Origin of the sequence: Citrobacter sp. KTE151, from assembly GCF_000398845.1 — a bacterium.
Classification (GTDB): domain Bacteria; phylum Pseudomonadota; class Gammaproteobacteria; order Enterobacterales; family Enterobacteriaceae; genus Citrobacter; species Citrobacter braakii.
The window spans coordinates 1,412,354-1,426,850 of sequence record NZ_KB976063.1 but is presented as its reverse complement, the minus strand read 5'-3'; the positions used below and the strand labels follow the sequence as shown (position 1 = coordinate 1,426,850).

The window sequence follows — 14,497 nt, the reverse complement described above, 5'->3', positions numbered from 1 at the left end:
TTAGCCTGATGATAGTACCAGCTGCTGCGGGGCAGGCTGGCCGCCCGCAGCAGGCATCTCAGCGAGTGGTCAGGCAGCAGCAGGCGGACTAGCCGGGCTTTTTCTGCTGCTCCCTGAGCGCATTTTCCGCTCTCAGGGCCTTCAGCTTTTTTAAATATGCATTCTCCGCTCGCAGATATTCAAGCTCTCTGAGCAGCTCAGGATGCGTCATTTCACTGTAAGGTTTTGCTTCGGAAGGCTGTTTACGTTTGGTCATGGCGGAGCCTGCTCTGGACGGATTAAGTTCCACTGTGCCTTTTGTACGATATCTGTGCAACCAGTTCTGGATTAGCGTCTCATTGGGAATGGCAAAGAGCGCAGAAGCGTCAGCGCTGCTGCAGCGGTTTTCAAGGATATAGTGAACCACACGAAGTTTGAACTCTGCGGAATAAAAACGATGAGGACGATGCTCCAGACCTGTCTCACCCTGCTGCCTGAAGGCGCGTATCCAGCGGGAGAGTGGCGTCCTGCCGACTTTAAACTGGCGTGCAGCTTCAGCAATTCCGGCTTGGCCGGACAGAACGTGCTGAACAGCCGCCAGTCTGAGAGAAAAAGGATGTTTCATTTTGAACCTCCGGAGTCTGAACTGTTTGTCCAGGATCCGGGGTTCAGTACAGCGATAGTACCCTTAACACGTTCACAGGAATCGGTGTTTCAGAGAAACGATGAACATGAGGTGAACGGAACCCATTCTCTGAGATAGCATGTTATTACCTCCGCCAATACACTTTCTGATACAGAGGCGTTAACTGACCGACGTTGCGCCATCTGGCGGCTTTTTTATATCCTCAAAACGGGCTGGCGTTTTGGGCCGTCATCCATTCCTGACTGACCGGATGCCTGAAATGCAGTTCACTGGCATGCAGCATCAGTCTCGACGTCCGTTCGGTGCCTGGCAGCAGACGCCCACCATATAAATCGCACCCCAAAATGGGATGCCCCAACTGCTGACAGTGGATCCGCAACTGGTGGGTACGCCCGGTTTCAGGTGTCAGCCGTACCCGCGTCAAAGCGAGTAACTCCCCATCTTGCTGGCGATGATGAAAACGCTCAATAACCTGATAGCGCGAGCGCGCGGGTTTACCGTTAATGGCGCAAATCGACATCAGTGGAAACAGCGCCGGGTCCTTGGCAATCGCTGCGTCTATAACTCCTTCATCGTTTTTCAGATGCCCGCACAACAACGCACTATACACCTTGCTTACCGCGCGCTGACTGAACTGCTGGCAAAGCGCGGCGTTGATAGCCTTGTTACGGGCAATCACCATCAGCCCTGACGTCCCAAAATCAAGCCGATGTACCAGCGTACAGCCGGGGTAAATCTGTACCAGCCGGTGATGTACCGAATCGAGATTCTGCGGGTTTTTCCCCGACAAACTAAGCAGTCCGGAGGGTTTATTGATAAGCACCAGATGCTCGTCCTGATAGAGGATCGCTATCTCCTCATGACAAGGCGGGGCAATAAAGGTATCGAGGATCGTAGACATGAGCGGCCAGGATGAAGTGTGGAAACGGATGATAGCGAATTTTTACCACACTGGCGAATCAGGGCGCTTAACCAATGACAATCATAGCATGATAGAGTGTGGGATATCCTGAGTGCGATGAGAGGGTTACACCGTGCAACAAATCGATTTCTACATGGTAGATGCCTTTACCACTACGACGTTTGGCGGTAATGCCGCAGCAGTATGCCCGCTCGATGACTGGTTGCCCGATGAAATATTATTAAAAATGTCACAGCAGCATAACCAGTCGGAAACCGCTTTTTTTGTCGCCAATGAGAATGGCTTCGAGCTGCGTTGGTTTACCACACAAGGCGAAATTAATCTGTGTGGGCACGCCACGCTTGCCGCCGCACATGTCATCTTTGAACATCTGGATTACCCGGAAGCGACCATCCATTTTGCCACCCGTTTTGTGGGTCCACTGACGGTCACGCGCAGCGGTGATTGGCTGACGCTTGATTTTCCTGCCTGGCAAAGCGAATCTGCCGAACCGCCCACCTTACTGCTGGAAACATTGGGCATCACCGAATATAAAGAAGTGCGCGTCGCGCGCGATTACATGGTCGTGATGGAGAATCAACAGCAGGTTGAGGCTGTGCGCCCGAATATCCACGCCATGATTCCCCTCGGGAAAATGGTATGTATCACCGCGCCGGGTGACGGGGAATACGATTTCGTCAGCCGTTTCTTCTGCCCGGGTGAAGCGGTCGCGGAAGACCCGGTCACCGGTTCGACGCATAGCATGCTGATTCCTTACTGGGCTGCAAAACTGAATAAAACGCAGATGCTGGCGCGCCAGGTCTCTGAACGCGGCGGCGATTTACGCTGCCAGCTGACAGGAACACGTGTTTATATCGGTGGACAAGCAGTAACTTATCTGACGGGTAAAGTGCTGTTACGCTAGCAGCCTTACCCGAATTAACCAATCCATGGAGGATTTATGGCGAACAAACTCGTGCAGATACACTTTGATTTTCCTGGTCCGTTTGGCGCTGAGATGTCACATCAGCTTGTTGAACTGGCCGAATCCATCAACCAGGAACCGGGTTTCATCTGGAAAATCTGGACCGAGAACGCAGCAAACCACGAAGCGGGTGGCATCTACCTGTTTCAGGATGAAGACAGCGCTCTGGCCTATATCAAAAAACACACGGCCCGCCTGAAGCACCTGGGTGTGGAAGACGTGACGTGCAAAATCTTCGATATCAATGAACCGTTAAGTAAGATTAACCACGGCCATATCGGCTAATTTTTGGCTTTAACGCCCCGCCCCGGGGCGCTTCTTCACTCCCCTGCTTTACCCTCATCAAAAGCGTTCCCCCTCTTTCGCCGCGCCAGGATAGCTATATAACGTGGGTCACGTTTGCCATAGTTCACAAAATCATCACCTGTGAAAACTATCACTAGCCGAACGCGGTATGAAAGCGTATAAAATAATACAAATAGTATTATTTTATACAAAATGAATTACCACTAACTACAGGAGATTCTCTTATGTCCGTGGACATTACATTGAACTCATCTGCAGGAGGTTTTCCGCCTGCAGGTCATTACTCGCACAGTACAACGGCTGGCGGATTCGTCTTCATTTCTGGTCAGTTGCCGGTCACGAGTGATGGAGAAAAAAAAACGGATGCCTCTTTTGAAGAGCAGACGCGGCTGGTACTGCAGAATATTGATGCCTGCCTGGCTGGCGCTGGGATTTCTCGACAGCACCTGGTGTCAGTACGCGTCTATGTGACAGATATCAACCAATGGCCAACGTTTAACAAAATCTATGGGGAGTGGATCGGTGATTTCCGGCCCTCCCGAGCGGTAGCGGGCGTTGCAGAACTTCATTATGGTTTCGCGCTGGAAGTTGAAGCTATAGCCCTGGCCCCACAAGCATGACGTTTAACGACATACAGGTGAACAACAATGACTGAGATAACACTGCCTGATTATAACGATGTTGCCGCCGCGGCAGAGCGCATCGCCGACTATGCCAACAAAACGCCGGTGATGACCTCCCGAACGGTTAATGACGAATTTGGTGCTGAAGTTTTCTTCAAGTGCGAAAACTTCCAGAGAATGGGCGCGTTTAAATTTCGCGGAGCCATGAATGCGTTACGCCAGTTCACGCCTGAACAACGCGCTGCGGGCGTCGTCACCTTTTCGTCCGGCAACCATGCGCAGGCCATTGCCCTGTCGGCAAAATTGTTGGGGATCCCGGCGACGATTATCATGCCGCATGATGCCCCGGCGGCTAAAGTTGCAGCCACAAAAGGCTATGGTGGAAATGTGGTGATTTACGATCGCTATACCGAAGATCGTGAAAAAATCGGACGGGAGCTGGCAGAGAAACAAGGATTGACGCTGATCCCGCCATACGACCATCCGCACGTGATTGCGGGCCAAGGCACCGCCACAAAAGAGCTGATTGAAGAAGTGGGTCAGCTAGACGTTCTTTTCGTGTGTCTGGGCGGCGGCGGCCTGCTTTCGGGCTCCGCACTGGCAGCCAGACATCTGTCACCTGACTGCATCATCTATGGTGTCGAACCGGAGGCGGGAAACGATGGTCAACAGTCGTTTCGCAGCGGAAAGATTGTTCATATCGATACGCCGAAAACCATTGCTGACGGTGCTCAGACCCAACATCTCGGGAATATTACGTTTCCGATTATCCAGCAAAATGTGCACGATATTCTGACTGTCTCAGACGATGAATTAGTCGCCTCGATGAAATTTATCGCTGAGCGAATGAAAATTGTCGTGGAGCCGACTGGCTGTCTGGGTTTTGCCGCCGCCAGAGCGCACAAAGCTGAACTTCGCGGCAAGAAAATCGGCATTATCATCAGCGGTGGGAACGTGGATATCAGCCGCTACAGTGAATTCCTTGCCGGGTAATCAATAAGGTATCTGCCATGCGGATACCTTATTACCGTCTGAACACTCGCGTCTGGAAAAGCGAACCCTGCTCACTGTAAACTGCCCGCAATCATGGCAACAGGCATCACCGCAGGAGACTGGCATGCCAAAAACCGATAACAACTCACTTCTCAGCCAAATTGACACTATCGCCAGGGGCTTGAGCGAGACCTTCTCGCCGTTTTGCGAAGTGGTGGTTCATGATCTCAAAAATCCTGAACATGCCATTTTATCCATCCATAATAACCTGTCCGGGCGAGAACCCGGTCAACCGGCAACAGAACTGGGTCTGGCGCGAATCGCATCGCCTGAATTTCCCAGCATTATAGCCAACTACAGCAACCAGTTTGCCGATGGCCGCCCGGTGAAAAGTACCTCCATCGGCATCAAGGATGACGAAGGCAAATACGTAGCAGCACTCTGTCTGAACGTGGATATGACGCTGTTTCGTGGCATGCAGAGTGCCCTTGCGCGTTTTACTGAAACCGCTGACTCTCCCATTAAGGAACATATCGATCCCGGCAGTAACGAAGTCATCCGCCAGCGTATCGATGACTTTGCCGCTAAATGCGCAACGACGGCCCGCGCCCTGAAACCTGAAGACCGTAAACGACTGATTCAACAATTACGCAAAGACGGTTTGCTGAACGTACGAAAATCTATGGACACAGTGGCGCAGCATCTGGGCGTCTCCAGAGCAACCGCGTATCTGTATGCCCGCCAGTCGGCTCAGGCTGGCGAATAAACCAGGTTATGCGGCGCTCAGCAAGGTATATCCGCCTGGCTCAGGCAGCAAGCCAGCGCGGCATATTCCCCCAATCGCGGTGCATCCAGCCATTGATAAGTTCATTAAGTTGCTGACGATCCCGTAGGTGATTTTGCATATTTTGAATTCCTGATAATTGACTATTTTTGAACGTCTGCTACGCCTGTGTAATCTAATCCCGGGAATAGGCAAAAGTTCGATTTATTCAACAAGGTTACCCGCCGATAAAACAACGATTCCCTGTCGCTGCACAAAAAAATAAACCTTTATGATCGTGTGATTTTTTAACAACCACAGGGTGATTGTTTTTTGTACAGACACAACAAAAATCACCGTCCGTTAATAACAGACTTCGCCTGATTTAATAAATATTCATAACCATTAAGCATGGCAACCCATTGATTTAAATGAATTAAAATACAAATAGCTTCACATCACCAATAATAGACAGGCGGAATATATAAATAGCGTGATATCTAAATTATAATTCTTTTACATCCGGCTGATTGGTGAGGTTAGAATGCGGTTAATAGTCATGTTGGTAAGCGTTGTGCTCTCCACCCAGCTTTGGGCGGGTGAACTTTCCAGGCCCACCGGTAAAGTTCTTTTAACGTTATCCGGTAATATTGAAAATACAAATGAAGACGGGAAAGCGGTTTTTGATACCGCCAGCCTTGAGAAGCTGGGCATGGTAAGTTTTCAGACCACCTCCCCCTGGTATAATGGACGTACGACCTTTACGGGTATTCCACTACAAAAACTCATGGATTATGTTGGGGCGAGCGGCTCCGTTGTAAAGGTTACTGCGCTTAATGACTACACCACCGTTATCCCTCTCAGTGATTTCAAAAAATACAATGCCATCCTTGCTTTAAAAATCAACGGAAAATATATGCGCATCCGTGATAAGGGCCCATTATTCATTGTGTACCCCTATGACAGCATGCCGGAACTAAATAATCAGATTTATTATTCAAGGTCTGCATGGCAGGTCAGTAGTATGGATATTGAGTAAGCGTTCAGAGGAACATCATGAACAGAATACTGGCTGGCATCATCTTTTTTCTTTTTATATCTACCGGATATATCTCTTTCCTCGTGCATGAAAGGCAACAAGAGCTACAGAAACTGACTCACTACACCGATTCCTGGTCTGCCGCTCAGTTGGTATCTCAATATTACCGATTTGAATCGTTGCTTGGTCTTTACACTATCGATGATACGATGAATCTTGATGATGTACGCATGCGTCTCGACATTATGCTCAGCCAGAGTGATTTGATAAAAGAAGGTGATTTGGGGCGCTACATAGAAAGCAATATAGCCCACCGTGAGCTAGCGGTAACACTTGAAAATATCCTTAGTTATCTGGATGATAATCTCGAGAAAATGAACCGTCCAGCACTCCAGGCGTATCTGAAAAAAATGCATACCCTGGATGCACAACTTGGGCGTCTTTCATCCGGCGCATTAAACAAAGATGTTAACTCGATTAATAACGCCAACCAAAAAATTCAAACGCTGTACTATATTTACTCAACGACATCTGTACTGCTAATAATACTGAGTGCGATTCTGGGTGTGCTCATTTTTTATCAAAACAGAAATATTCTGCGGGGGCACCTTCAGGTCAAGAGTCTTGCCGAAGAACTGCAAAAATCGAAGGAAAAGCTACAAATTCAGAATGCCAAGCTGGAATATGACGTCTACCATGACTCGCTCACCGAGATGAATAACCGCCAGCTATTCTGGAGCGATTTAAATAAAACAATCGAAATGGCAGAGAAAAATAACGATGCTGTGACTGTGATGTTGTTTGATTTAGATCGATTCAAAGAGGTCAATGATACGTATGGTCATGATGCCGGTGATATGTTACTGCGCCAGATATCCGATCGTCTGATTTCGACAAGCCTTACGTCGGATACGCTGTATCGCTTAGGCGGGGATGAGTTTGCGTTTCTCTCAAGTGGCCTGACAGAAAGTCGGGCCGTTTCGCGAGCCCAGAAAATATGTGAGTTTATCAGCCAGCCCTACACCATTTACAACACAATTATCAACATAACCACCTGTGTTGGCATTGTTATCTCAGAAAATGAGCGTCGCTCCGACTATCTTTATAAATTTGCCGATCTGGCCCTTTATGAAGCCAAAAATGAAGGCTCTGGCAAGATAAAAGTCTTCCGGCAACGAATGTTAGAAAAATTGCAGGAAAGCAGAACGCTTGAGCATGATATGGCATTAGCAATAGTGAACAAAGAGTTCGTGGTGTATTACCAGCCTATTGTCGATTCTTTCAGTCAGAAAATATACAGCTATGAGGCGCTTATTCGTTGGGTCCATCCTCTCAAGGGCCTCTTGTCGCCGGATAGCTTTATTCCTGTTGCTGAAAAAACAGGGATGATTAATGAGATGGGGAAAGCGGTGCTCGAAATTGCCTGCAGGGAAGCCGCGGGTTGGGCGGTTCCGGCTAAAATTTCAGTCAATGTCTCCCCTGTCCAGCTAAGCAGCAAGGCCTTTGCAGGAATCGTGTTAACCATTCTGAAAGAAACTGGACTTCCACCTGACCGCCTCGAACTGGAAGTGACTGAATCCTCTCTCTTTACCGAGAGTGCTACGCCGATAAATACGCTTAATAAGCTCCGGGCCCTGGGGGTAAAAATCTCCATCGATGATTTTGGTACCGGATACTCTTCTCTTTCGCGCCTCAGCAGACTGGCCTTCGATAAAATCAAAATAGACAAGTCCTTTGTGCATTCGATATCTACGCAGGAAGACGCCCTGACTATCATCAAACTGATCACGGGCATGGCGAAATCTCTCAATATGAAAGCTGTTGCAGAAGGTGTTGAAACGCAGGAGCAACTGACAAGACTTCAGGCTCTGGGCTGCGATTTCGCGCAAGGATATCTGTTTGGCAAACCTCAGCCTTGTATCGATGAAGAAATCAGAAACGGTTAAATCGCGGTCGGCACATTTGCCCGTGGGTGCAGGGCCGCATGATTACACACCGTGAAAATTATCCCTGCTTAAACGCATCAGAAAACGGCAGGGATAACCTTCCCGAACAACGGATATTTCTGCCCCAGATTTACTCGCCATCAGGCTAATTAATCATTAACCGTAGGGCTAAATCCTTCGGATAAGGATCAAAATAGTTCTGGGTAAGTAAATAGCTGTCTGGGTATTCAGCAAGGTAGTGCTTGAGCAGAGTCAGTGGCGCCAATATTGGCAGCAGTCCGCCGCTATAGTTGAGGATAACGTCACGCAACTCTCCGCGCTGGCGGGTGTTCAACCGATCGCGGAAGTAGCCCTGAATATGCATCAGTACGTTGGTATGATTTTTCCGTGAGGCGGGCTTTTTGAGGATCGCCATTAGCTTTTCGCGATATACCACGAAAAAAGCGTCCAAATCATCCCACTGATGGAGCGAGGCCACGAAAGGGCCAATATCCCGGTAACCCGCCTGGTGATGAGCCAAAAGCTGGAGCTTATAGCGGCTGTGGAAGTTGAGTAAACCGTGGCGAGTAAGACCAGAGGCTCGCAGCATATTAAGCTCATGTAACGCGAACACTCGCTCGACAAAGTTCTCCCTCAGCACCGGATCGTGCAAGCGGCCATCTTCTTCGACCGGCAACCACGGGTAGGTTTCCATTAATGTGCCGGTAAACAGACCGGTTCCCTCTTTTCGCCCGCGATTTCCCTTTTCGTCATACAGCCTCACTCTCTCCATTCCGCAGCTCGGTGATTTAGCACAGACGATAAAACCCGACAGACCGCCAAGCCCATTGATATATGAAGCGGTGAAATCGGACATTTTATCGGTTACATCCTCACCAGGCGCATGGCTAAAACACATGCGGATATTCCCCTGGGCGGTTTGAACCAAACGCAACGCGGGGCGTGGTACAGACAAACCGATGGACATCTCCGGGCAGACAGGTTTAAAAGTCACCCACTGAGCCAGCTCGTCCATCACAAATCCCATCCGTTTATGCCCGCCGTCAAATCGCACGGCTGAGCCGGTTAAACATCCACTAATCCCGATTACAGGTTGAGTGTTCATAACGCCCCCTCTTTTTTTGACGCCCTTTTTCGGGAAGAAAAGTATGACTGTTTCACTAATAAATCATAGCGTACGTTATTTATCTGTCGCAGGCTCCCTACGAAAAACAGGTTAACCAATTTAAGTAAATATGCGCAGCGAAAGTTGGTAATTCCCCTGAACGGTTCTATAGTCGGGACTGCTTCTCATTACAGGGTTCACTAATGCGATTTAACGGACTGACTAAAGGTTTCTTCATTTTCATACTTGCCCTCGTGACCTGGGCGTTCTTCGATGTGTTGTCTCCCTATTTCTCTGCCATTTTGTGGGCCGCAATCTTAACCACCATCTTTAACCCGGTGAAAAACAGACTGCGCAGCGCGCTTGGCGAACGTAACGGGCTGGCGTCACTGCTCACCATCGGCATCATCTGTCTGATTGTTTTTATCCCACTGATGGTGATCTTCTCCTCGTTGGCTATTGAGCTGAACGTGGTGTATGCCAAATTACAACAAAACGACACTCAGTTCCCGGAAGTGGTCAACGCCATTATTTCGTATCTTCCTGACTGGGCCAGAGGATTCCTCGCAGAACATAATCTGGATAACGTCGCGCAGATCCAGAAAAAACTGTCCGACGTTGTACTGCAGGGTGGACAGTATCTCGCCGGCAGCGCGTTCCTGATTGGTAAGGGGACATTCGGCTTTGCTATTAGCTTTGGCATCATGCTGTATCTGCTGTTTTTCTTACTGAAGGACGGGCCGTACCTGGTGCGCCAGATTCTGGACTCATTACCGCTTTCTGATTTTGCCAAACAGCACCTGTTTGCCAAATTCGTCGGCGTGACGCGGGCAACGGTCAAGGGCACAGCGGTCGTGGCGTTGGTTCAGGGTATTCTTGGCGGCATCGCGTTTGCAATTGTCGACATCGACGGCAGCGTCCTGTGGGGCGCGCTGATGGCGTTTCTCTCCCTCGTGCCCGCGGTCGGCTCAGCGATCGTCTGGGTACCTGCGGCAATATTCCTCTTCGCCACGCACCAGCTGTGGCAAGGGCTGTTTATTGTTGGCTTCTTCGTGATTATCGTCGGGCTGGTGGACAATATCCTGCGCCCGCTGCTGGTGGGTAAAGACACCAAAATGCCGGATTATCTGATTCTGATTTCCACTCTCGGCGGAATGGAGATCTACGGCATTAACGGCTTTGTGATTGGCCCCCTGATTGCCGCACTGTTCATTACCTGCTGGAACCTGTTTTCCGGGCGCGATCATGAAGGTAACGTGGAAGGAATCGACGAAGCCTTTATGGAAGAAGGAAAAAATCCTCCAGATTTATGATGGCAGGACGATAACAGAAGGCGGTCCTGAGACCGCCTTTTTTATTTTCACGCAAAATCATACGTTTCCTATAATTTCAATCATGCTTATTCATTAATCGTCGCAGAAGGAACTAATCAGTGCGAATTGCCACAATCACCAACTGGGCCTACAGCGCGACGGTGTGTCTGACCATTGCCTCCGGCGTTGTCATGTTGATGGCCTCCAGCGCCGATAACACCGAACGCCAGGTGGTGGAGCAACGTTATCAATTCGATCAACTGACCGAAGAAGTCGAGCTCGATGCCTGGTCGCTGTCAGATCTGGCACGCGAATATGTTATTGCAAAAGACCCGGAAGCGCTTAACGCCTACCGCCAGAAAGAAGCGTCGCTGAAAGCCGTTGAACAGCGGCTGTCGAAACTAAAAGACATTGGGGCGACGGATGAAGAGCTGGCGCTATTGCATGAAGGGCTGCAGATTGTTGATACCCTGCAGGATGAGCAAGCTGCGGCGCTTGCCAGCGTCGCGCGCGGAGAAGAGTCGCAGGCCATCGCCCTGCTGTATGGCAAATCCTATGAACAGGAACTGGAGCGAGCCCAGGACCGGATAGATCATTTCCGTCAGTTACTCGACAGCCGCGTACGCAACACCATTGAAGATGCCACTCAGACATCGCGCACGCTACGTACGGCTTCGGAAGTGATGGTCGGGCTGACGGCGCTGCTATTTTTGTTCGTTCTCGGCTTTATTTTAAAACGCCGCGTACTGCGTCCCGTGGTGCGTTTGAGCGATGTGGTTAACCGTCTGGCATCGCAGGATTACGCCGTTGAGACACCCAGCTTTAATCAGATCGATGAAATCGGCGATATGGCACAGGCGATCCGCATTTTTCGCGAGAACGGCCTGGCACGTCAGCGACTGGAGAAAGAACGAGACGCCGACTGGTCAATCCGCGAGCTGCTCGCACGTATGACTCAACGTTTGCAAGGCTGCGAGAATTTTGCCGATGTCATTAATGTGGCAGAGCTGTTTGCGCCGAATGTTGCTCCCGGTATTGCCGGGCGGCTTTACATACTGGATCGAGAGCCCTGGCAAATGCGCTGCGTTGCGCAATGGCTTTCACCGCAGGGAAAAGCGGATGCTTTCCACCCGGACGAATGCTGGGCAGTGCGCCGCGGTCAGAGCCATCCACCCGTGCAAGGCGAACCCGATATCGCCTGCTACCATCTACCGGAATCATGCCAGCAGCATACCCTGTGCGTGCCACTGATTGCCCAGGGTGAAGCCATCGGCCTGCTCTCATTCCAGAACCTCAGCAATGATTCCGCTCCCTCTCGCGCGTATCTGGAACTGATGGCGGAAGCACTCGGTCTGGCGTTAGCCAACCAGCGCCTGCGTGATGCGCTGCTGGAGAAAGCGCTCTACGACCCGCTAACCGGCCTGCGCAACCGTCACCATCTGGAAGATACGCTGCGCACCCAGATGAGCCAGGCAGTGCGTAACAAAGAGCCGATCAGTTGCCTGATGATCGATATCGATCATTTCAAAAATATTAACGACCGCTTTGGCCATGAGGCGGGCGATAGCGTGATAAAAAGTATCGCCACCACTATTCAGCGCGTTGTCCATGACAGCGGCATGGCCTTCCGCTACGGCGGTGAAGAGTTTCTGGTGTTGCTGGCCAATACGGATGAGCAGGCCGCCAACCGCTTTGCGACAGATATTTATAATGGTGTACGCGAACTGTCGCTGCGCTTTGGACTCTCAGAGATTGGTCACGTTGATGTCTCTATTGGCGTTGCCAGCTATCCGCAGCACGCCCAGAGCGATAATCTTCTGCGCGCCGCAGACGTGGCGCTGTATCGCGCGAAAGAGTTAGGCCGTTCGCGCATCGTGAGCTTTGGCATGCTGGAAGCGAGCTAAGATACGTCAGTACGCCGTGCATTGCTTTACCTCTGCGCCAGGCGGTGATATGTTGACTGGATGAACACAAAACACGATATCACCGCGTTTAATCACAACCTGTGGTGGCTGCCTTCTTAAAGGCGGTCAGAATGTGTTTTCCCCATTTTAAATAACCGCCGAAAGGCGGTTATTTGCATTTAAAGACCCCTTTCGGTTTTTTGATTAAGGAGTCTTACATGAACAACAAAACTATCATCCTCACTGGCGATCGTCCCACTGGCCCGCTGCATCTCGGCCACTATGTTGGCTCTCTGCGCCAGCGCGCCACGCTGCAACATGATTATCAGCAGTTTATATTGGTTGCTGACCTGCAAGGGCTAACCGATAACGGCAGCACACCACAAAAGATCCGCAACAATATTCCCGAAGTGCTGGCTGATTACCTCGCCGCAGGAATCGACCCGTCACTCACCACCATTTGTCTGCAGTCGGCCCTGCCCGCCCTCGCTGAGCTGACTGCGCTTTATATGAACATCGTTACCGTGGCTCGCGTGGAGCGAAATCCTACGGTCAAAAACGAAATTGCGCAGAAAGGATTTGCCCGCTCGTTACCGGTTGGCTTTCTGGTTTATCCCATCAGCCAGGCGGCAGATATTACCGCCTTCAAAGCCGAGGTGGTTCCCGTCGGCGACGATCAGTTGCCCATGATCGAACAGACCAATGAGATCGTGCATAAGATGAATAGTCTGTTACCAACCTCTGTCTTGTCGCATTGTAAAGCGCTACTGAGTGAGACCAGCCGTCTTCCAGGGATCGACGGTAATGCCAAAATGTCAAAATCGCTCGGCAACACACTACTCCTGTCTGCCAGCGAAGAGGCTATTCATCATGCGGTCAGCGCAATGTACACCGATCCCAATCATCTAAAAGTGTCCGATCCGGGTCAGATTGACGGCAATATGGTATTTACTTACCTCGATGCTTTTCATCCGGATAAAGCAAAAGTGGCGGAGATGAAAGTACATTATCAGCGCGGCGGGCTGGGTGACCGGACATGCAAAAACGAGCTGGAGATGTGCTTGCAGGAGCTTATCGCCCCGATGCGCGAGCGGCGGGCAACCTACATCCAGGATAAAGGTATGCTGATGGCGATGCTCAAAAAAGGAAGCGAAGAGGCGCACGAGGTCACACAGCAGACATTAAAAGAAGTAAAGCAAGGGCTGGGTTTGCCGGTGTTCTGAACTCGAAGCACTACAGGTTCGATAATTAAAGATAGCTCCCGACGAATGACAATCGCCGGGAGTAGCGCAGCCATGCGTTGACGCGTAAAGATAACCTCTGTCACAGAGGCTAATTAATTCGCTGTTTAATAATCCACGCAATACGATATGTCGTTTTTTATGCAGTGCTATTTCTACCCGGCCCCTTCAATTATTTCAGCTAATCATTATGAATTACCCATTACATGTACGGGTTCGAAATCCTCACCTTGCCTGAGATATGATTATTTGTTAAATTAACCGCATTAGCGTTAAATACATTGAGCATTATACAGACGCTATTTATACAATAATGAATGATGGAGTTAAAATGAAGTATGCGTTTGCATTAATGTTGAGTATGGTATTGTCAGGTTGTACCGCAAATGATTGGGTGGATGCTGCAAGTGGAATAATGCAGGCAAAAGACCAACACGATAAAGACGCAAGAAACAATCGCATCAAAGAAGCCAACAGGGCTGCAGGCTACTGATATCTAAATGATTAGCACATCCCTCTTCTTGTCTTTATAAACAGAAGAGGAATGGTATTCTAAACAAATTTACTGACTAAATAGCACAATTAAAATTGGTGTATAGCGCATACATATCCTTGCAGAGAATATAATAACCTAACGCTCAGTCCGCTCCGCGCCAGATGCTGGCTTTGCAAGTCCCCTATCCCTATTCCTCATGTAAAAATGGCACTAATTGAAAGATGCCAATCCACTTCCTCATGTATATCTATATCCAC

The 14,497-nt window shown here is 49.8% G+C and carries 13 protein-coding genes and 1 pseudogene; 11 read left to right on the top strand and 3 right to left on the bottom strand.

What is annotated here, in order from left to right; translation table 11 throughout:
• Positions 1-604 (bottom strand): annotated as a pseudogene (locus tag WC7_RS14620) (helix-turn-helix domain-containing protein); the annotation flags it as partial.
• A gap of 223 nt (positions 605-827) precedes the next feature.
• A complete protein-coding gene (locus WC7_RS14625; protein ID WP_016152980.1) occupies positions 828-1,526 on the bottom strand; it encodes an RluA family pseudouridine synthase in 699 nt (232 codons plus the stop codon).
• Positions 1,527-1,659: 133 nt separating this feature from the next.
• Between WC7_RS14625 and WC7_RS14630 the strand changes: the two genes are divergently transcribed.
• The 7 genes from WC7_RS14630 (at position 1,660) to WC7_RS14660 (ending at position 8,181) form a co-directional block, all read left to right on the top strand.
• Entirely contained in the window at positions 1,660-2,451 is a 792-nt protein-coding gene (locus WC7_RS14630; protein WP_016152979.1) for a PhzF family phenazine biosynthesis protein, read from the top strand.
• Positions 2,452-2,487: 36 nt separating this feature from the next.
• Positions 2,488-2,796 carry a monooxygenase gene (locus tag WC7_RS14635; protein WP_016152978.1) on the top strand — a complete coding sequence of 103 codons (309 nt, stop codon included), beginning with the start codon at positions 2,488-2,490 and terminating at the stop codon, positions 2,794-2,796.
• Positions 2,797-3,041: 245 nt separating this feature from the next.
• Complete coding sequence (locus tag WC7_RS14640) at positions 3,042-3,437, top strand: RidA family protein (RefSeq protein ID WP_016152977.1); 396 nt, start codon at positions 3,042-3,044, stop codon at positions 3,435-3,437.
• A gap of 27 nt (positions 3,438-3,464) precedes the next feature.
• Positions 3,465-4,433: a threo-3-hydroxy-L-aspartate ammonia-lyase gene (locus WC7_RS14645; RefSeq protein WP_016152976.1), complete on the top strand. Its 969-nt coding sequence runs from the start codon at positions 3,465-3,467 to the stop codon at positions 4,431-4,433.
• 124 nt (positions 4,434-4,557) lie between these two features.
• Complete coding sequence (locus tag WC7_RS14650) at positions 4,558-5,199, top strand: helix-turn-helix transcriptional regulator (RefSeq protein ID WP_016152975.1); 642 nt, start codon at positions 4,558-4,560, stop codon at positions 5,197-5,199.
• A gap of 541 nt (positions 5,200-5,740) precedes the next feature.
• Complete coding sequence (locus WC7_RS14655) at positions 5,741-6,235, top strand: putative pterin-binding protein (protein ID WP_016152974.1); 495 nt, start codon at positions 5,741-5,743, stop codon at positions 6,233-6,235.
• 17 nt (positions 6,236-6,252) lie between these two features.
• Positions 6,253-8,181, top strand: coding sequence for a putative bifunctional diguanylate cyclase/phosphodiesterase (locus tag WC7_RS14660; RefSeq protein ID WP_016152973.1), 1,929 nt, complete (start codon positions 6,253-6,255; stop codon positions 8,179-8,181).
• Between the two features lie 145 nt (positions 8,182-8,326).
• Here WC7_RS14660 and WC7_RS14665 read toward each other — a convergent pair whose 3' ends face one another.
• Positions 8,327-9,286, bottom strand: a complete 960-nt coding sequence (locus WC7_RS14665) for a YbgA family protein (RefSeq protein ID WP_016152972.1) — start codon at positions 9,284-9,286, stop codon at positions 8,327-8,329.
• A 203-nt stretch (positions 9,287-9,489) separates the two neighbouring features.
• Here WC7_RS14665 and WC7_RS14670 point away from each other — a divergent pair, with 203 nt between their 5' ends.
• The 4 genes from WC7_RS14670 to WC7_RS26960 all read left to right on the top strand — a co-directional run bounded on the left by WC7_RS14670 (position 9,490) and on the right by WC7_RS26960 (position 14,237).
• Positions 9,490-10,599 (top strand): AI-2E family transporter, encoded by a 1,110-nt coding sequence (locus WC7_RS14670; RefSeq protein WP_016152971.1) that lies wholly within the window; start codon positions 9,490-9,492, stop codon positions 10,597-10,599.
• Between the two features lie 119 nt (positions 10,600-10,718).
• Positions 10,719-12,503 (top strand): diguanylate cyclase, encoded by a 1,785-nt coding sequence (locus WC7_RS14675; protein ID WP_016152969.1) that lies wholly within the window; start codon positions 10,719-10,721, stop codon positions 12,501-12,503.
• 218 nt (positions 12,504-12,721) lie between these two features.
• Positions 12,722-13,726 (top strand): tryptophan--tRNA ligase, encoded by a 1,005-nt coding sequence (trpS, locus tag WC7_RS14680; RefSeq protein ID WP_016152968.1) that lies wholly within the window; start codon positions 12,722-12,724, stop codon positions 13,724-13,726.
• Between the two features lie 349 nt (positions 13,727-14,075).
• Complete coding sequence (locus WC7_RS26960; protein ID WP_016152967.1) at positions 14,076-14,237, top strand: hypothetical protein; 162 nt, start codon at positions 14,076-14,078, stop codon at positions 14,235-14,237.
• Positions 14,238-14,497: the final 260 nt, after the last annotated feature.

Excerpts from the sequence above, each read along its gene's own strand:
- WC7_RS14625 (WP_016152980.1), bottom strand. The coding sequence starts at position 1,526 with ATGTCTACGATCCTCGATACCTTTATTGCCCCGCCTTGTCATGAGGAG.
- WC7_RS14635 (WP_016152978.1), top strand. The coding sequence starts at position 2,488 with ATGGCGAACAAACTCGTGCAGATACACTTTGATTTTCCTGGTCCGTTT.
- WC7_RS14640 (WP_016152977.1), top strand. The coding sequence starts at position 3,042 with ATGTCCGTGGACATTACATTGAACTCATCTGCAGGAGGTTTTCCGCCT.
- WC7_RS14645 (WP_016152976.1), top strand. The coding sequence starts at position 3,465 with ATGACTGAGATAACACTGCCTGATTATAACGATGTTGCCGCCGCGGCA.
- WC7_RS14650 (WP_016152975.1), top strand. The coding sequence starts at position 4,558 with ATGCCAAAAACCGATAACAACTCACTTCTCAGCCAAATTGACACTATC.
- WC7_RS14655 (WP_016152974.1), top strand. The coding sequence starts at position 5,741 with ATGCGGTTAATAGTCATGTTGGTAAGCGTTGTGCTCTCCACCCAGCTT.
- WC7_RS14660 (WP_016152973.1), top strand. The coding sequence starts at position 6,253 with ATGAACAGAATACTGGCTGGCATCATCTTTTTTCTTTTTATATCTACC.
- WC7_RS14665 (WP_016152972.1), bottom strand. The coding sequence starts at position 9,286 with ATGAACACTCAACCTGTAATCGGGATTAGTGGATGTTTAACCGGCTCA.
- WC7_RS14670 (WP_016152971.1), top strand. The coding sequence starts at position 9,490 with ATGCGATTTAACGGACTGACTAAAGGTTTCTTCATTTTCATACTTGCC.
- trpS (WP_016152968.1), top strand. The coding sequence starts at position 12,722 with ATGAACAACAAAACTATCATCCTCACTGGCGATCGTCCCACTGGCCCG.
- WC7_RS26960 (WP_016152967.1), top strand. The coding sequence starts at position 14,076 with ATGAAGTATGCGTTTGCATTAATGTTGAGTATGGTATTGTCAGGTTGT.